The sequence below is a fragment of the Oerskovia jenensis genome, assembly GCF_016907235.1.
GTDB classification, from domain to species: Bacteria; Actinomycetota; Actinomycetes; order Actinomycetales; family Cellulomonadaceae; genus Oerskovia; species Oerskovia jenensis.
Genome location: NZ_JAFBBO010000001.1, coordinates 671,642 through 692,668, shown reverse-complemented (window position 1 = coordinate 692,668; position 21,027 = coordinate 671,642). Strand labels below are relative to the sequence as shown.

General features: G+C 73.2%; 24 protein-coding genes. 14 read left to right on the top strand and 10 right to left on the bottom strand.

The genetic code is table 11. From position 1 onward, the window contains the following. Positions 1–5 precede the first annotated feature (5 nt). A complete protein-coding gene (locus JOD49_RS03160) occupies positions 6–413 on the top strand; it encodes a pyridoxamine 5'-phosphate oxidase family protein (RefSeq protein WP_205305930.1) in 408 nt (135 codons plus the stop codon). Between the two features lie 212 nt (positions 414–625). Here the strand turns inward: JOD49_RS03160 and JOD49_RS03155 are convergent, their stop codons facing one another. Beyond that, positions 626–853 (bottom strand): RNA-binding S4 domain-containing protein, encoded by a 228-nt coding sequence (locus tag JOD49_RS03155; RefSeq protein WP_205305929.1) that lies wholly within the window; start codon positions 851–853, stop codon positions 626–628. 93 nt (positions 854–946) lie between these two features. Between JOD49_RS03155 and hisD the strand changes: the two genes are divergently transcribed. Further along, positions 947–2,272 (top strand): histidinol dehydrogenase, encoded by a 1,326-nt coding sequence (gene hisD, locus JOD49_RS03150; RefSeq protein ID WP_205305928.1) that lies wholly within the window; start codon positions 947–949, stop codon positions 2,270–2,272. Between the two features lie 82 nt (positions 2,273–2,354). Here the strand turns inward: hisD and JOD49_RS03145 are convergent, their stop codons facing one another. From JOD49_RS03145 to JOD49_RS03135, 3 genes are all read right to left on the bottom strand, one after another. Further along, on the bottom strand, positions 2,355–4,643 hold the full coding sequence (locus JOD49_RS03145; protein ID WP_205308772.1) for a DEAD/DEAH box helicase: 2,289 nt from the start codon (positions 4,641–4,643) through the stop codon (positions 2,355–2,357). 379 nt (positions 4,644–5,022) lie between these two features. Next, positions 5,023–6,054, bottom strand: coding sequence for an alcohol dehydrogenase AdhP (gene adhP / locus JOD49_RS03140; RefSeq protein WP_205305927.1), 1,032 nt, complete (start codon positions 6,052–6,054; stop codon positions 5,023–5,025). A gap of 197 nt (positions 6,055–6,251) precedes the next feature. Then, on the bottom strand, positions 6,252–6,749 hold the full coding sequence (locus JOD49_RS03135) for a hypothetical protein (RefSeq protein WP_239525129.1): 498 nt from the start codon (positions 6,747–6,749) through the stop codon (positions 6,252–6,254). A 155-nt stretch (positions 6,750–6,904) separates the two neighbouring features. Between JOD49_RS03135 and JOD49_RS03130 the strand changes: the two genes are divergently transcribed. From JOD49_RS03130 to JOD49_RS03100, 7 genes are all read left to right on the top strand, one after another. After that, positions 6,905–7,432 (top strand): Rieske (2Fe-2S) protein, encoded by a 528-nt coding sequence (locus tag JOD49_RS03130; RefSeq protein ID WP_205305926.1) that lies wholly within the window; start codon positions 6,905–6,907, stop codon positions 7,430–7,432. Positions 7,433–7,627: 195 nt separating this feature from the next. Beyond that, positions 7,628–8,767 (top strand): histidinol-phosphate transaminase, encoded by a 1,140-nt coding sequence (locus JOD49_RS03125; protein WP_205308770.1) that lies wholly within the window; start codon positions 7,628–7,630, stop codon positions 8,765–8,767. After that, entirely contained in the window at positions 8,764–9,363 is a 600-nt protein-coding gene (hisB, locus tag JOD49_RS03120) for an imidazoleglycerol-phosphate dehydratase HisB (protein WP_193718284.1), read from the top strand. The genes JOD49_RS03125 and hisB overlap by 4 nt, the downstream gene beginning before the upstream one ends. Positions 9,364–9,449: 86 nt before the next feature. Continuing rightward, the gene (locus JOD49_RS03115) at positions 9,450–9,968 is read left to right on the top strand and encodes a hypothetical protein (protein ID WP_205305925.1); all 519 of its coding nucleotides are present in this window, start codon (positions 9,450–9,452) and stop codon (positions 9,966–9,968) included. Next, entirely contained in the window at positions 9,965–10,612 is a 648-nt protein-coding gene (gene hisH, locus JOD49_RS03110; RefSeq protein WP_205305924.1) for an imidazole glycerol phosphate synthase subunit HisH, read from the top strand. The genes JOD49_RS03115 and hisH overlap by 4 nt, the downstream gene beginning before the upstream one ends. Before the next feature lie 120 nt (positions 10,613–10,732). Then, on the top strand, positions 10,733–11,464 hold the full coding sequence (gene priA, locus JOD49_RS03105; protein ID WP_205305923.1) for a bifunctional 1-(5-phosphoribosyl)-5-((5-phosphoribosylamino)methylideneamino)imidazole-4-carboxamide isomerase/phosphoribosylanthranilate isomerase PriA: 732 nt from the start codon (positions 10,733–10,735) through the stop codon (positions 11,462–11,464). Next, entirely contained in the window at positions 11,461–12,306 is an 846-nt protein-coding gene (locus tag JOD49_RS03100) for an SseB family protein (RefSeq protein ID WP_372441194.1), read from the top strand. The genes priA and JOD49_RS03100 overlap by 4 nt, the downstream gene beginning before the upstream one ends. An 85-nt stretch (positions 12,307–12,391) precedes the next feature. Here JOD49_RS03100 and JOD49_RS03095 read toward each other — a convergent pair whose 3' ends face one another. The 6 genes from JOD49_RS03095 to JOD49_RS03070 form a co-directional block, all read right to left on the bottom strand. Next, entirely contained in the window at positions 12,392–12,829 is a 438-nt protein-coding gene (locus JOD49_RS03095; protein ID WP_205305922.1) for a hypothetical protein, read from the bottom strand. A gap of 10 nt (positions 12,830–12,839) precedes the next feature. Further along, on the bottom strand, positions 12,840–13,601 hold the full coding sequence (locus tag JOD49_RS03090; RefSeq protein WP_307822344.1) for a S1C family serine protease: 762 nt from the start codon (positions 13,599–13,601) through the stop codon (positions 12,840–12,842). Next, positions 13,598–14,365: an efflux RND transporter periplasmic adaptor subunit gene (locus tag JOD49_RS19945; RefSeq protein WP_239525128.1), complete on the bottom strand. Its 768-nt coding sequence runs from the start codon at positions 14,363–14,365 to the stop codon at positions 13,598–13,600. The genes JOD49_RS03090 and JOD49_RS19945 overlap by 4 nt, the downstream gene beginning before the upstream one ends. Continuing rightward, the gene (locus JOD49_RS03080) at positions 14,362–14,715 is read right to left on the bottom strand and encodes a DUF1844 domain-containing protein (protein ID WP_205305921.1); all 354 of its coding nucleotides are present in this window, start codon (positions 14,713–14,715) and stop codon (positions 14,362–14,364) included. Before JOD49_RS03080 ends, JOD49_RS19945 begins: the two co-directional genes overlap by 4 nt. A gap of 279 nt (positions 14,716–14,994) precedes the next feature. Next, positions 14,995–16,497, bottom strand: a complete 1,503-nt coding sequence (locus JOD49_RS03075; protein ID WP_205305920.1) for a catalase — start codon at positions 16,495–16,497, stop codon at positions 14,995–14,997. A gap of 152 nt (positions 16,498–16,649) precedes the next feature. After that, on the bottom strand, positions 16,650–17,084 hold the full coding sequence (locus JOD49_RS03070) for a Fur family transcriptional regulator (RefSeq protein WP_307822343.1): 435 nt from the start codon (positions 17,082–17,084) through the stop codon (positions 16,650–16,652). Positions 17,085–17,686: 602 nt separating this feature from the next. On the opposite strand from JOD49_RS03070, the gene infC reads away from it, so the two are divergent. From infC to thpR, 5 genes are all read left to right on the top strand, one after another. Then, positions 17,687–18,682 (top strand): translation initiation factor IF-3, encoded by a 996-nt coding sequence (gene infC, locus JOD49_RS20655; protein WP_205308766.1) that lies wholly within the window; start codon positions 17,687–17,689, stop codon positions 18,680–18,682. Between the two features lie 91 nt (positions 18,683–18,773). After that, positions 18,774–18,968, top strand: coding sequence for a 50S ribosomal protein L35 (gene rpmI / locus JOD49_RS03060; protein ID WP_030150472.1), 195 nt, complete (start codon positions 18,774–18,776; stop codon positions 18,966–18,968). A gap of 76 nt (positions 18,969–19,044) precedes the next feature. Further along, positions 19,045–19,431: a 50S ribosomal protein L20 gene (gene rplT, locus JOD49_RS03055; protein ID WP_030150471.1), complete on the top strand. Its 387-nt coding sequence runs from the start codon at positions 19,045–19,047 to the stop codon at positions 19,429–19,431. A 38-nt stretch (positions 19,432–19,469) separates the two neighbouring features. Next, positions 19,470–20,390, top strand: coding sequence for a TrmH family RNA methyltransferase (locus JOD49_RS03050; protein WP_307822342.1), 921 nt, complete (start codon positions 19,470–19,472; stop codon positions 20,388–20,390). After that, on the top strand, positions 20,387–21,016 hold the full coding sequence (gene thpR / locus JOD49_RS03045) for an RNA 2',3'-cyclic phosphodiesterase (protein WP_205305918.1): 630 nt from the start codon (positions 20,387–20,389) through the stop codon (positions 21,014–21,016). Before JOD49_RS03050 ends, thpR begins: the two co-directional genes overlap by 4 nt. The last annotated feature ends 11 nt before the right edge of the window (positions 21,017–21,027 follow it).

The following is a 21,027-nucleotide window of genomic DNA, read 5'->3' as shown; positions in this document are numbered from 1 at the left end:
CGGGCGTGATCCACCTGACCCCCGAGCAACGCGTCTTCGTGACCGAGCGCCACCTGGCGACCCTGACCACCCTGCGGGCGGACGGCAGCCCGCACGTCGTGCCCGTGGGCTTCACGTGGGACTCCGAGACCGGGGTCGTGCGCATCACCACGAACGACTCGTCGGTCAAGGCGCTCAACGCCGAGCGCCTCACGGCCGACGGTGCCCACCCCCGCGCGGCCGTCTGCCAGGTCGAGGGCGGACGCTGGATCACGCTCGAAGGCACCATCTCGGTCTCGCGCGACCCCGACGAGGTCGCCGAGGCCGTGCGCCGCTACACGCGGCGCTACAAGGAGCCGCGCGTCAACCCGCGCCGGGTCGTCCTGCGGATCGTCGCGGACAAGGTCATGAGCTCGAGCTACATGGCCTTCTGAGCGCCTCGTGGGCGGCCGGCGCCGCCGGCCGAACCGTCTCGGGGCCGGGCGAGCCGGTTCCGGCGAGGGCGGGTCTCCCGGCACCCGCGAGGGTTCGGCCCTGCGTGAGGTCCTCCTCCGTACCAGCGTCGATCACGGCCGTCGTCAGAACCTGGGACCGACTCCCGCCGGGAGTCTGCCGCCCGCCTCGCACCAGAGGCGGGCGGGACGCCCTAGCCGACGATCGCGCCGATCTGACCGGTCGGGACGTCGACCGTCACGACGTCGCCCTTGCGGAGCTGGCGGCCGCGACGCGTGTCGACCTCGCCGTTGACCTGGACCTCTCCCTCGGAGATGAGGTCGCGGGCGTGGGCGCCGGACTCGACGAGGCTCGCGAGCTTGAGGAACTGGCCGAGGCGGATGACGTCGTCGGTGATCTCCACCGTGGGTGTCGTGGTCATGCACCCATTCTCTCGCGTCCGGGACGTCCCGGGGAACTGCCCACCTGCTGAATGGCCTGGAGGTCGGCTCTCGGCCCGGCCTACGATGGAGCGGTGATCAATCGCATCGACCTGCGTGGTCGTTCCCTGTCTCCCCGTGAGCTCACGGAGATCCTGCCCCGTCCGGAGATCGGCGTCGAGGACGCCGCGGAGAAGGTCGCCCCGATCCTGCATGACGTCCGCCTGCACGGCGCCTCCGCGCTCCGGGACCTCTCGGAGCGGTTCGACGGCGTGCGCCCGGTCCACCTGCGGGTCCCGGTCGAGCGACTGTCGGCCGCGCTCGAGACGCTCGACCCGCTCGTGCGCGAGGGTCTCGAGGAGGCCATCCGGCGCGTCCGCACGGTGCACGCCGCCCAGCGTCCCCAGCCGTTCTCGGTCGACCTGGCCCCCGGGGCGCAGGTCCGCCAGCGCTGGATCCCGGTGCGTCGCGTGGGGCTCTACGTGCCCGGCGGCATCGCGGTCTACCCGTCGTCGGTCATCATGAGCGTGGTCGCGGCGCAGGAGGCCGGCGTGCGCGAGCTCGCGGTGGCCTCCCCGCCGCAGCGTGAGAACGACGGCCTGCCGCACCCCACGATCCTCGCGGCGTGCGCGCTGCTGGGGGTCGAGGAGGTCTACGCGGTCGGCGGGGCGCAGGCGATCGGCATGTTCGCGTACGGGGCCGCGGGCAGCGAGCCGCAGGACGGCGACTACCTGTGCGAGCCCGTCGACGTCATCACGGGTCCGGGGAACATCTACGTCGCGGCCGCCAAGCGGCTCGTGCGGGGTGTCGTCGGGATCGACTCCGAGGCCGGTCCCACCGAGATCGCGATCCTCGCGGACGGCGGGGCGAACCCGACGCACGTCGCGCTCGACCTCATCAGCCAGGGAGAGCACACGCCCGACGCCGCGGCCGTCCTCGTGACGCCGTCGGTCGAGCTGGCCGCGGCGGTCGACGCCCGCCTGGTGGACCTGGTGCCCGAGACCAAGCACGCTGCGCGTGTGGCGCAGGCGCTGTCCGGGCCGCAGTCGGCCATCATCGTGGTCGACGACCTGGAGCAGGGCCTCGACGTCGTCGACTCCTACGGTGCCGAGCACCTCGAGATCCAGACGGCCGACGCCGCGGCGGTCGCCGAGCGCGTGCAGAGCGCGGGCGCGATCTTCGTCGGTCCGTACTCGCCCGTCCCGCTGGGCGACTACATGGCGGGCTCCAACCACGTCCTGCCGACCGGCGGGTGCGCGCACTACTCGAGCGGGCTCGGGGTGCACAGCTTCCTGCGTGCGGTCCAGGTCGTCGAGTACTCGGCGGATGCGCTCCAGGAGCTGGCCGACCGCATCGTGGCCGTCGCGAACGACGAGGACCTGCCCGCGCACGGTGAGGCGATCAAGGCGCGCTTCCAGTAGGCGCGGCACCTCCCGAAGGAGCGGGGCGCGGACCGGAGAGCTGTTCTCCGGTCCGCGCCCCGCTCTCGTCGCGCGCAGGGCGTCAGCGCACCCCGAGCACGAACGGGTGGACCGCCGCGGCGCCCGCCTGTCGCAGCAGACGGGCGGCGACCGTGAGGGTCCAGCCCGAGTCGGTGTAGTCGTCGACCAGGAGGATCCGGCGTCCCGCGAGCCCGGCGAGCGCCGGCCCGGACAGCTCGAGCTGCAGCCGTTCGACGACGCCCGCCAGTCGCATGGCCGAGTTCACGTCGTGGCGACCGGGCTGCTCGCGGCCCGGCACGGGACCGACCGACCCGACGAGCGGGCGGTCGAGGTAGCGCGCGAGCCCGCCCGCGAGGTGCTGGACGAGGTGCGGGCGGGTGGCCGACCGGACCGACACGACGCCGTCGAGCAGGAGCCTGCGTGCGGGGGCCTCGTCGTCGGCCGCGCGGGTGCCGGTCGGGTCGGGTGCGGCGTCGCCGTCGGCGGCGGGCGCGGCGGCGTACAGCGCGTCCCACTCGTCGAGCACGCGCGCTGCCGCGCGGCGCAGCGCGACGGGGGTCTCGCCGTCGGGCACACCGGGCGCGAAGAGCTCACGCAGCGGACCCGACCAACCCAGCCCGTCGAGGCGCGCGACGGCACGTCCCGGGGACGCGAGCTCCTCGGGGGACAGGCGGCCCTTGAGGTCGAGCCCCAGGCGGTCGAGGCCCGTGGGCCACTGGCGACGGGCCACGACCTCGACGCCCGGTCGGTCCATGTCGGCACGCGCGGCGGACACGGCCTCGGCGTCGGGGGCCGCGGGCAGGTCGACGCCACCGCAGCGGTCGCACCGTCCGCACCTCCAGCCGGGCTCGAGCTCCGGGTCGTCGAGCGTGGCGCGCAGGAACGCCATGCGGCACTCGGTCGTGGCCTCGTAGTCGATCATGGACCGCTGCTCGGCGAGCCGGGTCTGCTCGACGCGCGCGTAGCGGTCGGCGTCGTAGACCCACGGCTGCCCGGTCGAGACCCAGCCGCCCTTGACCCGGCGCACCGCGCCGTCGACGTCGAGCACCTTGAGCATGGTCTCGAGACGTGAACGCTTGAGGTCGACCTGCGTCTCGAGGGCCGCGACCGACTGGGTGCCGCCCCCGGCCTCGAGGGCCGCGAGGGTCTCGCGGACCTGACGCTCGGCGGGGAACGCGAGCGAGCCGAAGTACTCCCAGATGCGCCGGTCCTCCTCACCGGGCAGCAGCACCACGACCGCGCTGTCGACGCCGCGCCCCGCACGGCCGACCTGCTGGTAGTACGCGATGGGGGACGAGGGCGCGCCGAGGTGCACGACGAACGCGAGGTCCGGCTTGTCGAAGCCCATGCCGAGCGCCGAGGTCGCGATGAGCGCCTTGACCCGGTTCTCCTTGAGGTCCGCCTCGAGCTGCTCGCGCTCGGTCGTGTCGGTCTGACCCGTGTACGCGGCCACGGCGAGGCCCGTCGCGCGGAGCTGGCTCGCGACCTGCTCGGCGGCCGAGACCGTGAGGCAGTAGACGATCCCCGAGCCGTCGACGTCCTGGAGGGTCTCCGCGAGCCACGCGATGCGGCTCGGCTGGTCCGGCAGGTTCAGCACGGCCAGGTGCAGCGACTCGCGGTCGAGGCCGCCGCGCAGCACGAGCACGTCCTCACGAGGGGTGCCGGGTGCCCCGGCGGGCCCGGCGGTGCCCGGGGCTCCCGTGCCGACCGACGCCCCCGTGACGCCGAGCTGCTCGGCGACGTCCGCGGTGACGCGCTCGTTCGCGGTCGCGGTCGTCGCGAGCACCGGGATGCCCGGGGGCAGGTCCGCGAGCAGGGTGCGGATGCGCCGGTAGTCGGGCCGGAAGTCGTGGCCCCAGTCGGAGATGCAGTGCGCCTCGTCGATCACGACCAGGCCCGCGTCGGCCGCGAGCCGGGGGAGCACCTCGTCGCGGAAGCCGGGGTTGTTGAGGCGTTCGGGCGAGCAGAGGAGCACGTCGACCTCGCCCGCGGCGATCGCGGCGTGCACCTCGTCCCACTCGGTCATGTTCGAGGAGTTGATGGTCACGGCGCGGATCCCGGCGCGGGCCGCGGCCGAGATCTGGTCGCGCATCAGGGCCAGCAGCGGCGAGACGATGACCGTGGGGCCCGCGCCGCGCGAGCGCAGCAGCGAGGTCGCGACGAAGTAGACCGCGGACTTGCCCCAGCCGGTGCGCTGGACCACCAGGGCCCGACGGCGGAACGCGACCAGGGCCTCGATCGCGAGCCACTGGTCGTCGCGCAGCACGGCGTCCTCGCGGCCCACGAGCCTGCGGAGCGCGGCCTCGGCCTCCTCGCGCAGGTCCTTGCCCTCGAGGAGACCACGCAGCATGGCGACCTTGGCGAGTCGCGCGGCGTCGGCCGCGTCGGCGGCAGAGCCGGCGGGCGTGGCATCCGCAGGCGTACCGGCCGGTGCGGTGGCCTGGACGGCGGAGGGCGCCGGGGCCCCACCGGGAGAGGCGGCGCGGCGCGCCGGAGCCGCCCCCGCGTCGTCGGGGACCGGTGGCTCGTCGTAGAGGTCGGCGGGAGGCTCCGACGCGAAGTCGGGCGGGAGGTCGGCGTACGGGTCACGCTGGTCACGGGGGAACGAGGTCACCCAGCGATCGTAGGCGCTGGGTGGGACATCGCGCGGTCGTGCACAGGCGAGGCCCGGTGCGTCCGGACGGGAGGTCCGTCGGGCCGCACCGGGCCTCGCGAGGGGCGGGGAGCCGTCAGGAGTGCATGTCCATGACGACGCGTCCGTCGATCTTGCCCTGCTCCATCTCGCTGAAGATGTCGTTGATGTCGCTCAGCGGCCGGACGGTGTAGGTCGGGGTGATCTTGCCGCGGGCGAAGAAGTCGAGCGCCTCGGCCATGTCCTTGCGGGTCCCGACGATCGAGCCGCGGACGGTGAGGCCGAACAGCACGGTCGTGAAGATGTCGAGCGGGAACTTCTCCGGGGGCAGGCCCACGAGCGAGACCGTGCCGCCGCGGCGCAGCGCTCCGACGGCCTGGGGGAACGCGTGGGCGTTGACGGCCGTCACGAGCGCGCCGTGCACGCCGCCACCGGTCTTGTCCTGGATCTCGGCCGCGGCGTCGGCCGACGTGGCGGCGTTGACCGTGACCTCGGCGCCGTGCTTGCGGGCCAGGGCGAGCTTGTCGTCGTCGACGTCGACCGCGGCGACACGGCGGCCCATGGCCACGGCGTACTGCACGGCGATGTGCCCCAGACCGCCGATGCCGGAGATCAGGACCCACTCGCCGGGCTGGGTGTCCGTCTGCTTGAGGCCCTTGTAGACCGTGACGCCCGCGCACAGGATGGGCCCCACGGCCGCGTCCTCGACGCCCTCGGGGATGATCGGGGCGTAGCGGGAGTCGACGAGCATGTACTGACCGAACGAGCCGTCGACCGAGTAGCCGCCGTTCTTCTGGTGCGGGCAGAGGGTCTCCCACCCGGTCTCGCAGTACTCGCACTCGCCGCACGCGCTCCAGAGCCACGCGTTGCCGACCTTGTCGCCGACGGCCACGCGCGTGACCTGGTCGCCGACCGCGACGACGGTGCCGACTCCCTCGTGGCCCGGGACGAAGGGCGGCGACGGCTTGACGGGCCAGTCGCCGTGGGCGGCGTGCAGGTCGGTGTGACAGACGCCGGTGTAGTCGACCTTGACGAGTGCTTCGAGGGGGCCGGGGGTGGGGACCTCGACGTCGTCGATCGTGAGCGGTGCGGCGAACGTGTGGACGACGGCTGCCTTCATGGTGCTCATGACTCTCCTCCAGGAGCGGACACCGGGGTGGGTCGAGCCATTCGTCGACTGGCGCGTCAGGCGCGACGGGACGCGCTGCGCGTCCGATGATGTCCGGCTCCTCGACCGTATCCGAGCGTGGGGCCGGGTGCCCGGTGAGGGCAGGGCAGAACGGGCGAAAGTCTTGTGAAGATCATCACAAGCGCCATCTGCGCAGGTCACCCGGCCTTTTGAGGCCGATCTGAGGACCTGCGCCGCTCGACCACGAGCGCGAGCAGCGCCCCGACGAGCGCGACCCACTCGCTCACGGCTGCCGTGACCTGCTGGACACCGCCCACCGTCTCGTTGACCGCGAAGAAGCCGACCGTCGTGGACAGGTAGAACGCGCCCAGCGTCGCGACCGAGAACCCGACCGCCCCCAGCAGAGGAAGCCAGTGACGCCACACCAGGACCAGGAGCCCGAGCACGAACCCGGCGACCGCGTTGAGCAGGAACAGCGGACCCACGACCTCGATGTCCCGATACCCCTGCACGTACAGGAACAGGTGCACGTCGGCCGACAGCAGCAGCCCCGCGGCCGTCACTCCCCGCAGCAGCCACGCGCCGCGGGGCAGCGGCGGAGGGGTGGGAGGGGTGCCCGACGCCTGTGAGCGCCCGGGCGTCGAACCGGTCGAGCCGGTCGAGCCGTCGGTGGGAGGAGGGCCGGACGCGTCCATGAGGTGCTCCGAGTGCTCTGGTGCAGGTGCGCTGCACACTCCGGTACGGGCGGGTCGCACGTGCCGGACCGGCAGCGCCGCGCTCGCGCGCGGCGCAGGGCCCGATGCTTCAATTGAAGGACCGATCGACCCGGAACGCACGGCGGAGGGTGACCATGAGGACCTCGACCACGCAGGCGACCCCTATCCCGGCACCGACGGTGCAGGGGGCGCAGGAGGCGCTCCTCGCGACGCCCGCCCGTGACCTCTCGCGCCGCTCGCTCCTCGTGTCCGCGGGCACGGGCGCGGGCGCGCTGGTCCTCGCCGCGTGCTCGGGCGGCGGCGGAGGCAGCGGTACCGCCGGGACCACGGGTCAGGGCGGGGGGACGAGCGGGACCGCCGGGGCGCCGTCGGGCACGGTGGTCACCGCCACGGGCGACGTGCCCGTGGGCGGCGCGGTCTCCGTCCAGGTCGACGGCGCGCCCTACCTCGTGACCCAGCCCGAGGAAGGCACGTTCGAGGCCTTCAGCGCGATCTGCACCCACCAGGGCTGCACCGTCGCGCCGGGCGACGGCGAGCTCGACTGCCCGTGCCACGGGTCACGCTTCGACCTGAGCACGGGCGACGTGCTCGCCGGCCCGGCACCCTCACCGCTGCCGCGGCTCGCCGTCACGGTGAGCGGGACCGACGTGGTCACGGCCTGACGTGCCCGACGTGCCGACAGGGCAGGGCACGGCCCGCGGCACGCAGGCTCACCGCCCGCCTGCCGGACGTCCACCGCTCCCGCACGAACGGCTTCGTAGACTGTCCTGGTGACCACTCCACTCCTCGAGTCCCCGGACGGCGCACCCCAGGCGGGTGCCTCCCTCTCGCAGCCCCGCGCGCACGCCGCCTCCGAGGTGCACCTGCCGGTGCGGGCCGAGCACGCGGGGATCGAGCCGTACGGGGCGCCGCAGCTCGACGTCCCCGTCCTGCTCAACGTCAACGAGAACCCCTACGCGCCCTCGGCCGAGGTCGTCGCGACCGTCGCCGCCGACGTCGCCGCTGCTGCCGCGACCCTCAACCGCTACCCGGACCGCGACTTCCTGGGGCTTCGCCAGGACCTCGCCGACTATCTCGCGGGGGAGTCGGGCGTGCGCGTGGCGCCCGAGCAGGTCTGGGCCGCGAACGGCTCGAACGAGATCATGCTCCACCTGCTCCAGGCCTTCGGCGGACCGGGCCGCACCGCGCTGTCCTTCGCGCCCACCTACTCGATGTACCCCGAGTACGCGCGCGACACCTCGACGGCCTGGGTCACCGGGCGCCGCGAGGAGGACTTCACGCTCGACGCCGACGCCGCCCGCGCCGCGATCGTCGAGCACGCGCCGTCCGTGATCCTCCTGGCCAGCCCCAACAACCCGACCGGCACGGCCCTGACGCGCGAGGTCGTCGAGGCCGTGTGCGAGGCGGCGCTCGCGGTCACCCCGCGCGGCGCCGAGCCGGGTACGTCCGCGGTCGTCGTGGTCGACGAGGCGTACGGAGAGTTCCGGCGCGCGGGGGTCCCTTCGGCCCTCGAGCTCCTCGAGCGCTACCCGAACCTCGCGGTGACGCGCACCATGTCCAAGGCGTTCGCGCTGGCCGGGGCCCGCGTGGGATACCTCGCCGCGGCGCGCCCGCTCGTCGACGCGCTGCGCGTGGTCCGCCTGCCGTACCACCTGTCGGCCGTGACGCAGGCCGTCGCGCGCGCCGCGCTCAAGCACTCGGCGTCGCTGCTGGCCCAGGTCGACGCACTGCGTACCGAGCGCGACGCCACGGTCACCTGGCTGCGGGCCCAGCGCCCGGCGGCCCTGGGTGGCGCGGCGCTGCAGGTCGCCGACTCCGACGCGAACTTCGTGCTGTTCGGCACCTTCCCGGACCGCCACGCGATCTGGCAGGGCCTGTTGGATCGAGGCGTCCTCATCCGGGAGACTGGTCCCGACGGATGGCTGCGGGTGTCGATCGGCACGCCGCAGGAGATGACGGCGTTCAAGGACGCCCTGGTGGAGGTGGCAGGACTGTGAAGCGCACCGCGCGCATCGAGCGCGCGACGTCGGAGTCGAGCGTGCTCGTCGAGCTGGACCTCGACGGGACCGGCAAGACGGACATCTCGACGACCGTCCCGTTCTACGACCACATGCTGACGGCCCTCGGCAAGCACTCGCTCATCGACCTCACGGTCAGGGCCACGGGTGACACGCACATCGACGCGCACCACACGGTCGAGGACGTCGCGATCACGATCGGCGAGGCGCTGCGGATCGCGCTGGGCGACAAGGCCGGGATCTCCCGCTTCGGCGACGCGATGGTCCCGCTCGACGAGGCGCTCGCGCTCGCGGTCGTGGACGTGTCGGGCCGCCCGTACCTCGTGCACGAGGGCGAGCCCGCGGGGCAGGAGTACCACCTGATCGGCGGCCACTTCACGGGGTCTCTCACGCGCCACGTGCTCGAGTCGATCGCCCACCACGCGGCCATCTGCATCCACGTGCGCGTGCTCTCGGGCCGCGACCCCCACCACATCGTGGAGGCGCAGTTCAAGGCGCTCGCCCGTGCGCTGCGCTTCGCCGTGGCGCCCGACGCCCGGGTCGACGGCATCCCGTCGACCAAGGGCGCCCTGTGACCTCCGAGCCGACCACCCCCGCTCAGCCCGACGGGCCCGAGCACGGCGATCACCCCCGCGACCCGCGGACGACCGAGACGGACGACATGACCACCCCGCAGAACCCCGCCGACGAGCCCGAGCTGGACCTGGAGATCCCGGACGACATCTCGAGCCTGCTCACCCCGTCCTCCGACCCCGAGGTCGCGGTCCTCGTGACCCAGATCGCGGGCGCCGAGCCGCTCGCGGCAGCGTGCTCGATCGCGCAGATCGAGGTCGACGCCGTGCCCACGGGCATCGGTGCGCTCGCCGTCCTGCGCGACCTGTCGGGCGAGGCCCCGCAGCGGGCAGCGGCCGCGATCTCGACGCTCGTCAAGGGCGTGCCCCTGATCCTGCTCACACGTCGCGGCGAGCAGCTCACCGCGACGCGCTGGGAGGACGGGGTCGAGGGCGACACCCTTGCGCCCGGCCTGGTCCTCGGGGGCGCCCCCGAGGAGCTCGAGGACCTCGTCACGGGCCACACGACCGTCGCGGACCTCCAGGGCGTGGTCCCCAGCTCGGGGATCTCGCGCTGGAAGGCCATGCGCCTGCTCACGGCCACCGCACGCAAGGCGCGCAAGAAGTGAGCGAGGGGCCCTCGGTCGTCGTCCTCGACTACGGGTTCGGCAACGTCCGTTCGGCGGTCCGCGCTCTTGAGCGCGTCGGTGCGCGGGTCGAGCTCACGGCGGACCGTGCGCGCGCGTCGGAGGCCGACGGCCTGGTCGTGCCCGGCGTCGGCGCGTTCGCCGCGGTCATGGCGGGGCTCAAGGCCGTGCGCGGCGACCAGATCGTCGAGCGGCGTCTTGCGGGCGGTCGCCCCGTGCTCGGGATCTGCGTCGGCATGCAGGTCATGTTCGACGAGGGGGACGAGCACGGCACCCTCACCGAGGGGCTCGGCGAGTGGCCCGGCATCGTCGACCGCCTCGAGGCTCCGGTGGTCCCGCACATGGGCTGGGACACGGTCGAGGTCCCCGGCGGGTCGGTGCTGTTCGACGGGATCGCCGACGAGCGGTTCTACTTCGTCCACTCCTACGCGGCCCGCCGCTTCTCGCTCGGCGTCGACGAGCCCGTGGGCCCGGCGTTCCGCGCGCCGCTCGTCACGTGGTCGGACCACGGCGGCCCGTTCGTCGCGGCCGTCGAGAACGGCCCGCTCTCCGCGACGCAGTTCCACCCGGAGAAGTCCGGCGACGCCGGCGCGCGTCTCCTGGAGAACTGGGTCCGTTCGCTCTGACCCCCGTGCGGGCAGGGTGCCCGCCCCGACCCGCTGCTCGACCGTTCGACCGCGTCACCCGGCGCCCGCGCACCGCGCCCGTGCCCACCCACCTCGTGCATCCCTCGGAAGGACCTCCTCATGACCGATCGTCTCGTCCTGCTGCCCGCCGTCGACGTCGCCGCCGGGCAGGCGGTCCGCCTCGTCCAGGGCGAGGCCGGCTCGGAGACCTCGTACGGCGACCCGCTGTCGGCGGCCCTCGACTGGCAGGCCGGTGGCGCCGAGTGGGTGCACCTCGTGGACCTCGACGCGGCCTTCGGTCGCGGCTCGAACGCCGAGCTCCTGGCCGACGTCGTCGCGCGCCTCGACGTCAAGGTCGAGCTCTCCGGTGGTATCCGGGACGACGAGTCCCTGGCCCGTGCGCTCGCGACGGGCTGCTCGCGCGTCAACCTCGGCACCGCGGCGCTCGAGAACCCCGAGTGGACGGCCAAGGTCATCGCCGAGCACGGCGACGCGATCGCGGTCGGGCTCGACGTGCGCGGCACGACCCTCGCGGCCCGCGGCTGGACGCAGGAGGGCGGGGACCTGTGGGAGGTCCTCGCGCGACTCGACGCGGCCGGCTGCTCGCGCTACGTCGTGACCGACGTGACCAAGGACGGCACGCTGCGCGGCCCGAACATCGACCTGCTGCGTGAGGTCGCTGCCCGCACCGACGCCCCCGTCGTCGCGTCGGGCGGCATCTCGAGCCTCGCGGACCTCGAGGCGCTGCGGGCGCTCGTGGGCGAGGGGGTCGAGGGAGCCATCGTCGGCAAGGCGCTGTACGCGGGTGCCTTCACGCTGCCGCAGGCGCTCGACGTGGCAGGTCGTCCGTGACCTCGCCGACCTCGTCCACCTCGCCCTCGGCGGACGCCTCGGCCTCGGCGGACTCGGGGGACCCGCACGCGGGGCACGCGCACGGCGCGTCGCCGTTCTCGAAGGGCCCGGCGGGCGCGGGGACGGGCAAGGCGCTGCCCCCGTCCTCGGGCTTCTCGGACGACGACGGCTCGGCGGACCCTGCCCTCACGAGCGTCCTCGCGGACTTCTCGGAGGGGACGGCCGGCCTCACGGAGGTCGTCGCGCAGCTCGGCCGCACACGCCTGCTGATCCCCATCCTGGCCGAGCTCGAGAAGTCGGGCGTCGGGGAGCACGGGCAGAAGGTCGACAAGGAGGCCTCGGCCGGCGTCGTCGCGCTCGAGGCGCCCGACGGACGGCGGGCGCTCCCCGTGTTCTCGAGCGTCGCGAGCATGGCCGCCTGGCGTCCCGACGCGCGCCCGGTCCCGGTCGACGCCCCCCGCGCCGCGTTGTCCGCGGTGAGCGAGGACTGGTCGCTGCTGGTGCTCGACCCGTCGGGACCGGTCACGGTCCTGGTCCCGCGCCCTGCGGTCTGGGCGCTCGCGCAGGGCAAGCAGTGGGCGCCCGCGGTCACGGACGGAACGGTCGCGGCGGACGTCGCGGCGGAGATCGCGGGAGCGGTCTCGGGGATCGAGCACGTCGCTGCCGTCCGCGCCGAGACCGGTCGCAGCGCCGAGGTCGCGGTCGTGCTCTCGATCGACTCGGGGCTCGACCGGCGCGGCCTGGACGCCGTCCTGGCCCAGGTCAACGCTGCCCTCGCGGGCAGCGAGCTGGTCTCGGAGCGCGTCGACTCGCTCGAGCTGCGCATCGGTCGCGCGGACTGACCGGCTCGCGTGACGTCGTCGGGCACCGCCGCGAGGCCCGACGACGCCGCGCACCTCGCAGTGCGCACGTCCCGTGCGCGGCGGTTCAGCGGCGACGGCGTCCCAGGACCCAGCCGCCCACGAGCGCGACCACCATGGCGACGGCCTGGCCGCCCAGGATGACCCGGTTGAGGTCGAGGGCCGGGTGCCAGCGCGTGCCGTCGGGGCCCACGGAGTAGACGCCGACCGGGCGCACGTGCACGCCGTAGCCGCCGCCGCCCCCGGCACCCTCGCCCGAGCCCTCACCGGTGCCCTGTCCGGCGTCGCCCGTCGAGGAGCCCGCCGAACCGTCGAGCGCACCGACACCGTATCCGTAGCCCGTCCCGGTGCCGCCCCACACCTTGGCCACGGGGATCACGAGGGTCCCGTCGCGCTCGTAGGCCTCGCCGAAGACCTTGCGCACCGAGAAGACGTCGCTCGCCGCGCGGGTGACGAAGGTGGGGTCCGGCCGACCGGCCGCGTCCTTGCTGCTGTCGCTGCTCATGCCTCGCAGCCTACGAGCAGGGCGGCAGGGTCGCGAAGGCTGACGAGTCGTCGAGCATCGAACGCAGCGTCGAGACGGGCACGAGGAGCGACGCGTCGGTCGACTTCGCGTAGACCACGCCGATCACCTCGCCGGCCTCGTTGAGCGCGGCCGAGCCCGAGCTGCCGGGCTCGACCTGCGCGTCGGTCACGAGGACCTGGCCCAGGTTCTCGTGCAGGGGGTCGGTGGCGGTCCCCACGACCTTGCCCTGCGTCACGGTGAGCTGGCCGCCCTCGGGGTAGCCGACGACCGTCACGGTGTCCCCCTGGGCGGGGTCCGCGGCGGCGAGCGTCGGCGCCGAGGGGAGGTCGTCGCTCGTGCGGACGATCGCGAGGTCGGCGAGCCCGGCAGCGCTCGCCGTCTCGACCTGGATGTCGCGGCCGTCGTACGTGAGGACCTGGAGGGACTTCGACCCCTCGACCACGTGCTTGTTGGTGATGAGCGTGCGGTCGTCGAGCGCGAAGCCCGATCCGGTCGAGAGCGACGAGCACCCGACGTTGCGGATGCGGACCGCCATGCGCTTGACCGCGTCGAAGCCGTCGGGGGAGAGGTTCTCCGACCCGACGGGGTCGACCTGTGGTGCCACGCTGGGGACGACCGAGGTCGGCATGGGCTCGGGGAGCCCGGGCAGGACCCCGCACCCCGCTGCGAGGGCCGCGACGAGCACCGCGGTGAGGGCCACGGTCGCCGGGCGGGCGGACGACCGGCGACCGGGGTGTGGTGCGCGCCTCACTTCTCGAGCTCCTTCTGCAGCTCGGTGTTGGCCGCCGTCGCGGCGTTGCACAGGTCGTCGACCTGGGTCGCGAAGCGCGCGAGGTCGTCGGGGTTGTACGCGTCCCGGTTGTTGAGGTAGCCGATGAGCTCGTCCTGGGCCGTGGTGCACTGGCCGAGGGCCGCGGCGACCGTGCCGGCGGCCTCGGAGATGCGGGCCTGGTAGTCGAGGTACTGCTGCGAGGCCACGTTCTCGTCGCCCAGCTGGGCCTTCTCGTTCGCGAGCGCGGTGATGCGCTCCTGGGCCGTCGTGAGCTGGGAGCGCGCGGACTCGAGCTCGGCGTTCGCACCGTCGAGGTCGGCGTCGAGCTGGGCGACCTGCCGGCCGAGCTCGCGGGACTCCTCCTCCCACTGCGCGCTGCGGTCCTGCCAGCTCAGGGTCGTGACCAGGAGGTACGCCGCGAGCCCCAGCGCGACGACCAGCGCCGCGGCGAGCACGAGGATCGCGACCGTCCTGCCCCGCCCGGTCCGGGTTCGTGCGGGTCCGGTCTCCGGTCCGGTCCTGTCCGCGGCGGCGAGGTAGGCCTGGGTCTGCGGGGCAGGGCTGGGCGGGAGCGAGGGAGCAGGGCTGGGCGGGAGCGTAGGAGCAGGGCTCGGCGGGAACGCCGGGGGAGCGGCCGGCAGCGGGTCGGGAGCTCCGCCGGGCGGGGGCACGACGCCGTCGCCCCGGTGCGCGCTCGACGGCGGGGGAGGGGGCGTGGGCTGCCCGCCCGGCGGGATGCTCAACTGACCGCGCCCGTGTACTTCTCGCCCGGGCCCTCGCCCAGGGCGTCGGGGTAGATCGAGGCCTCGCGGAACGCGAGCTGGAGCGAGCGCAGACCGTCGCGGAGCGACCGGGCGTGCTGGTTGCCGATGTCGGGGGCCGAGGCCGTCACGAGGGCGGCCAGGGCGTTGATGAGCTTGCGTGCCTCGTCGAGGTCCAGGTGCCCCTTCTCGGCCGCGTCGTCGGCGAGGCCGCACTTGACGGCGGCGGCGCTCATGAGGTGGACGGCGGCGGAGGTGATGACCTCGACGGCCGCGACGTCGGCGATGTCCCGGGTGGCGTCCTGGGCGATGGGGTCGTTCTCGGTAGTCATGTGCTCATCCTTCCAGAGGGAACGCGCGATCGGGACCCGTGCGGGGGCGCCCGGGCGGCCGGACGCGGGGTGCGACGGGGGGTGACGGCGCGCTCCGGCGTCGGGCAGGACGCGGAGGGCAAAGAGTGTGCCAAGCGGCCAGGTCGGACGCCGCGCGGTGTGGTGGCCGGGCGGCGGTCACGACAGCCCGGAGGCCGGGCCCGCTGAGCGGACCCGGCCTCCGGGCGTGACGACGCCTCGCCTCTGCCCGACGACCGTTGGCCGGGCGGAGGGCGGGTGTCAGGAGTGCGCGGGCTCCGACGTGACGCCGGGCTCGTCGGCCGCGAGCGGGGCGACCTCGAGGGCGCTGCGCAGGGCGGCACCGAGGTTCGCGTCGACGTTGGTCCAGTACTGGATCGCGCGCTCACGGATCGCCAGGCTCTGGACGCCGCCGACGGCCCCCGTGATGGTCTCGAGGAAGCGCGCCTTGGCCGCGTCGTCGAAGACCTCGCGGTAGAGCGTGCCGGCCTGACCGAAGTCGTCGTCCTGCGCGTGCAGCGTCGCCGCGGCGCGCGTCAGCTCACCGTCCGACTCCCAGGACCCGACGCCCGCGCGCGCCTCGTCGGCCACGGGGCCGCCCAGGCTGTTGGGCGCGTAGACGGGCGTCGTGGGCGCGTTGAACCCGTGACGCTGGGCGCCGTCCTGCGAGTAGTTGTGGACCGGTGCGGCGTGCGGCGCGTTGACCGGGATCTGGTTGTAGTTGGTGCCCACGCGGTAGCGCTGCGCGTCCGGGTAGGAGAAGACGCGGGCCATCAGCATCTTGTCGGGGCTGATGTCGATGCCCGGAACCGTGTTCGCGGGCGAGAACGCCGCCTGCTCGATCTCCGCGAAGAAGTTCTGCGGGTTGCGGTTGAGCGTGTGCGTCCCGACCTTGATGAGCGGGTAGTCGGCGTGCGGCCAGACCTTCGTCAGGTCGAACGGGTTGAAGCGGTACGTCTTGGCGTCCTCGTACGGCATGACCTGGACGTGCACGTCCCAGGACGGGAAGCTGCCGGCCTCGATCGCCTCGTAGAGGTCGCGGCGGTAGTAGTCGGCGTCGGCGCCCGCGATGAGCTCGGCCTCCGAGCCCTCCATCTCGACGTTGCCCTGGTTCGACGTGAAGTGGTACTTGACCCAGAAGCGCTCGCCCGCGGCGTTGATCCACTGGTAGGTGTGCGAGCCGAAGCCCGGCATCTCGCGCCACGACCGCGGCAGGCCGCGGTCGCCCATGAGGTAGGTGACCTGGTGCGCCGACTCGGGGGACAGGGTCCAGAAGTCCCACTGCATGTCGGCGTCGCGCAGGCCCGAGCCCGGCAGGCGCTTCTGCGAGTGGATGAAGTCGGGGAACTTGATGCCGTCGCGGATGAAGAAGACCGGGGTGTTGTTGCCGACGATGTCGTAGTTGCCCTCGGTCGTGTAGAACTTCACCGAGAAGCCGCGCACGTCGCGCCAGGTGTCGGGGGAGCCCTGCTCGCCCGCGACGCTCGAGAAGCGCTGCAGCGTCTCGGTGCGCGCGCCCGGCTGGAACACGGCCGCGCGGGTGTACGCCGAGACGTCCTCCGTGACGACGAACTCGCCGAACGCGCCGCCGCCCTTGGCGTGCACGATGCGCTCCGGGATGCGCTCGCGGTTGAACTGCGCGAGCTTCTCGACCAGGTAGCGGTCGTGCAGCGCGGTCGCGCCGTCGGCGCCCGCGGTCAGCGAATGGGCGTCGCTCGGGACGGGCGTACCCGTCTGGGACGTGGTGAAGGGGGTGTTCGTCATCGTCTTCTCCTTCAGGTGGGCTCGGCGGCCCGTGACCTGTTCGTGGGTAGAGGGCGGTAGGGACAGGTGCTCCGAGGAGCGGTGAGGGGGTCCGGGGGCGCCCCGAAGGTACGGGGCTGGTCAGGGGACGCTGCGGCGACGGCGGCCGACGGTCAGGTCGCGCAGCTCGGGCACAGGCCCCAGTAGGTGACCTCGGCGGTGTCGATCGTGAAGCCGTTGTTCCCGCTGGGGGTCAGGCACGGTGCGTGACCGACGGCGCAGTCGATGTCGGCGACCGCGCCGCACGACCGACAGACGACGTGGTGGTGGTTGTCGCCCAGGCGTCGCTCGTAGCGCGCCGGGTGGCCCGCTGGTTCGATCCGGCGCAGCAGGCCGTGCTCCGTGAGAGCGTTCAGCACGTCGTAGACGGCCTGCACCGAGACCGACCCGAGCACCTCGCGAGTCGCGCGCAGGACGTCGTCCGCGTCCGCGTGCTGCTGACGGGTGACGACGTCGAGGACCGCGAGCCGGGCTGCGGTCACCCGAAGCCCGCTGTCGCGGAGCTCGGTCTCGTGATCCGCGGGGCGGACCGTCTTCTCGGTGGGCACGCCCTCACTCTCCCACACATTCTGGAAGAGCTCCATTGATGGAGGGTGTCCAGTAGGTGGCGTGTCGGGGTGGGTCGATGGTCTCGCGGCCGTGTTCGCCCTGCCGTTGTTGTTGTTGTTGTCATCGTCGCCGACGGGTCGGCAGGTCGATGCGACCGGCGGAACGGGAGGGGCCCCGGAGATCCGATAGCGTGCGGCCAGCGGCCAGCGGCCAGCGGCCAGCGGCCAGCGGCCAGCGGCCAGCGGCCAGCGGCCAGCGGACCGCCGGCCGCCAGGCGAGTGCGTGGCGGGCGGAGCCCCGTCGGGTGCGTGCTATTCTTGGTGGCTGACCGACCCGTAGGTTCTGGTCGAGGCGCCGACAGGCACTTGGACCGGTGAACTACGGGTGCGCAAAGTGGATTCCATCCCACCTGAGCTTCAACCGCTGACGAACGTCACGACAGAGGCCGGGTCTCGGTCCGGAGCGTCGCCGTTCTTCACGGTGGCGCGACGGTGTGTTCGTCGCACCCGCGACGATCCGATCGATGGCCTCCTCCCTGCGCTCTGGGACGGGGGCCTTTCCCGTTCCTGGTGGTCTACCGACGACTTCCTAGGAGCATCACATCAGCGAGCCTCGCATCAACGATCGGATCCGTGTCCCCGAGGTCCGACTTGTCGGCCCAGGTGGGGAGCAGGTCGGCGTCGTCCGCATTGAGGTCGCCCTGAGCCTTGCCCAGGACGCTGACCTCGACCTGGTGGAGGTCGCCCCCGACGCACGCCCGCCGGTGTGCAAGCTCATGGACTACGGCAAGTTCAAGTACGAGTCGGACATGAAGGCCCGTGAGGCGCGCCGCAACCAGGCGAACACGGTCCTCAAGGAGATCCGTTTCCGTCTGAAGATCGACCCGCACGACTACGGCACCAAGAAGGGCCACGTCGAGCGCTTCCTCGCCGCCGGCGACAAGGTCAAGGTCATGATCATGTTCCGTGGCCGTGAGCAGTCGCGCCCCGAGATGGGTGTGCGCCTCCTCCAGCGTCTGGCGGACGACGTCTCCGAGCTCGGCTTCATCGAGAGCATGCCGAAGCAGGACGGGCGCAACATGATCATGGTGCTCGGCCCGGTCAAGAAGAAGGCCGAAGCCAAGAGCGAGCAGCGTCGTCGTGCCCAGGAGGCCGACCCGCAGTCGGCGAAGTCCGAGCGACCCGCTCCGGTCGAGGTCTCCGAGGCGCCGGCAGACGGCGATGACGTGCCCTTCGAGGTGCAGGTCGCGGAAGCAGCGGAGATGGTCGCGTCCGCCGAGGCCGCTGCCGCCGTCAAGGCTGCCGCCGCCCCGGAGCCCGCCCCGGCCCCCGCTGCTGCTCCGGCCGCCGCACCGAAGGCCGCTCCCGCCCGTGCGGCAGCGCCCAAGGCAGCTGCTCCGCGCACGTCGGCCCCCAAGGCTCCCGCGCCCCAGGCCGCTGCTCCGGCAGCGCCGGCCGCCACGCCCAAGCCCGCGGTGGCTCCCAAGCCCGTCGCGGTGCCCAAGCCGGCTGCCATGCCGAAGCCCCCGGCTCCGCGTCCCCCGGCGCCCAAGCCGAGCTCGGCCTCCAAGCCGAAGCCCAGCGGCAAGCCCAGCTGACCAACTGACACCGAGCCAGGCCCACCGGCCACGGCCCGAACACGTCGGGTCCCTCCCGGGATCTCGACCAGACAAAGGAGAAACGGCAGCCATGCCGAAGAACAAGACGCACTCCGGCGCCAAGAAGCGGTTCCGCATCACTGGCAGCGGCAAGGTCATGCGCGAGCAGGCCAACAAGCGCCACCTGCTCGAGCACAAGTCGAGCACTCGCACGCGTCGCCTGTCTGCTGACCAGGTCGTCGCCCCCGCTGACGTCAAGAAGATCAAGAAGCTGCTCGGTAAGTGATCTGCCTGGTGATCGCGCCTCTGGCGCTGATCACCGCTGAGTCCCTACCTGAGCCCCGAACTGCAAGGAGCATCACGTGGCACGCGTGAAGCGGGCGGTCAACGCCCAGAAGAAGCGTCGTACAACTCTCGAGCGCGCTGCGGGTTACCGCGGCCAGCGTTCGCGTCTCTACCGGAAGGCGAAGGAGCAGGTCACCCACTCCCTCGTCTACTCCTACCGCGACCGCAAGGCGCGTAAGGGCGACTTCCGTCGTCTGTGGATCCAGCGCATCAACGCTGCGTCCCGCGCGCAGGGCCTGACGTACAACCGCCTCATCCAGGGCCTCAAGGCCGCTGGCATCGAGGTCGACCGTCGCGTCCTCGCTGACCTCGCGGTCAACGACGTCACGGTCTTCAACGCGCTCGTCCAGGCTGCGAAGGACGCTCTGCCTGCCGACGTGAACGCCCCGAAGGCTGCTGCCTGATCATCGAGCAGCGACTCTTCCCACCGGACGCCCGCACAGTGAACGATCTGTCCTCAGGTCGCCCCGTACCGTTCTCCCATCGTGTCCCCGAGGTCTCGAACCCTCGGAGCGACCGGGTCAAGGCGGTGCGGGCACTGTCCGGGCGTCCGGCGCGTCTGCGCCACCAGCAGTTCCTCGTCGAGGGCCCGCAGGGGGTGCGCGAGGCTGTCAGGCATGCCGCACACCTGGTGCGCGACGTCTACGTGACGTCGTCCGCGGCCGAGCGGCACGCGGAGATCGTCGACGACGCCCTCGGTCGAAACCTGCGCGTCCACCTCACGACGCCCGACGCGTTCGAGGCCATGAGCACCGACGCGCAGGGCATCCTCGCGGTCGTCCGGGCCCAGGAGCTCACGCTCGACGACGCGGTCTCGGGTTCGCCGCGGCTCGTCGCGGTCCTCGCGACCGTCCGCGACCCCGGCAACGCGGGCACCGTGATCCGTGCTGCGGACGCCGCCGGCGCCGACCTGGTCGTGCTCGCGGGCGAGAGCGTCGACGTGCACAACCCGAAGGTCGTGCGCTCCACGGCGGGCTCGCTCTTCCACGTCCCGGTCGTGACGGGCGTGACCCTCGCCGAGACGGTCCACGCGCTGCGTGCGGCCGGTCTGGTGACCCTGGCCGCTGACGGGACCGGTGACCACGACCTCGACGACCTGCTCGACGTCGCGGGTGCCGCGCCGGCCGGCACGCCCGATCTCGCCCGCCCCACGGCGTGGGTCTTCGGGAACGAGGCGTGGGGGCTGCCGTCGGAGGACCGCGAGCTCGCCGACGCGGTCGTGAGCGTCCCGATCCGCGGGCAGGCCGAGTCGCTCAACCTCGCGACGGCCGCCACGGTCTGCCTGTACGCGTCGAGCCGGGCGCACCGCCCGCGTCGCGCCGGTGCGTCCGCCCCGACCGGTGGCGCGGACGGGACCCTGTGAGGGGACGGTCGGCGCGACTCTTCGCGGCCCTGTACCCCTCGGACGAGGCTCTCGACCACCTGGGCCTCGCGCTCTCCGCGCTCGGCGCGGTCGCTCTCGACGACGGACGGCCCTCGCTGCGCTGGACCCCCCGCGACCTCATGCACCTCACGGTCGCGTTCTTCGGCGAGGTCGCCGAGGGGGCGGCGGACGACCTGGCCGGGGTCCTCGACGAGGTCGCCCGGTCGACGGAACCGTTGTCGCTGCACCTTCGTGGTGCCGGGACGTTCGAGGACCGCATCCTGTTCGCGGGCGTGGGCGGCGACGCGGAAGCCCTGCGACGTCTGAGCGCCGGGACCGCGGAGGCGGCCTCCGACGTCGGGCTGCGGCTCGACCGCAGGCCCCGCCAGCGCGCCCACCTGACCGTGGCGCGTGCCTCCGGTCCGCGCAGGACGGGCCGTCGCCGGACCGACCCGCAGCCAACCGGCCCAGGACTGGCCGAGCTCGCGCACGCCCTCGCCGTGTACGAGGGTCCACGGTTCACTGCGACCGAGCTCTGTCTCGTCGAGTCGACCCCCGGGGCGGGGCGCAGCGGCGGTCCGCTGTACGAGGTCCTCCGGACGTTCGGTCTCGGCGAGCACCGCTGAGGCGACCGCTC

What these genes read in the sequence shown, in the direction of transcription:
- JOD49_RS03155 (WP_205305929.1), bottom strand. Translation starts at nt 853, where the DNA reads ATGACCACGACACCCACGGTGGAGATCACCGACGACGTCATCCGCCTC.
- JOD49_RS03145 (WP_205308772.1), bottom strand. Translation starts at nt 4,643, where the DNA reads ATGCTGCGTGGTCTCCTCGAGGGCAAGGACCTGCGCGAGGAGGCCGAG.
- adhP (WP_205305927.1), bottom strand. Translation starts at nt 6,054, where the DNA reads ATGAGCACCATGAAGGCAGCCGTCGTCCACACGTTCGCCGCACCGCTC.
- JOD49_RS03135 (WP_239525129.1), bottom strand. Translation starts at nt 6,749, where the DNA reads ATGGACGCGTCCGGCCCTCCTCCCACCGACGGCTCGACCGGCTCGACC.
- JOD49_RS03130 (WP_205305926.1), top strand. Translation starts at nt 6,905, where the DNA reads ATGAGGACCTCGACCACGCAGGCGACCCCTATCCCGGCACCGACGGTG.
- JOD49_RS03115 (WP_205305925.1), top strand. Translation starts at nt 9,450, where the DNA reads ATGACCACCCCGCAGAACCCCGCCGACGAGCCCGAGCTGGACCTGGAG.
- priA (WP_205305923.1), top strand. Translation starts at nt 10,733, where the DNA reads ATGACCGATCGTCTCGTCCTGCTGCCCGCCGTCGACGTCGCCGCCGGG.
- JOD49_RS03095 (WP_205305922.1), bottom strand. Translation starts at nt 12,829, where the DNA reads ATGAGCAGCGACAGCAGCAAGGACGCGGCCGGTCGGCCGGACCCCACC.
- JOD49_RS03080 (WP_205305921.1), bottom strand. Translation starts at nt 14,715, where the DNA reads ATGACTACCGAGAACGACCCCATCGCCCAGGACGCCACCCGGGACATC.
- JOD49_RS03075 (WP_205305920.1), bottom strand. Translation starts at nt 16,497, where the DNA reads ATGACGAACACCCCCTTCACCACGTCCCAGACGGGTACGCCCGTCCCG.
- rpmI (WP_030150472.1), top strand. Translation starts at nt 18,774, where the DNA reads ATGCCGAAGAACAAGACGCACTCCGGCGCCAAGAAGCGGTTCCGCATC.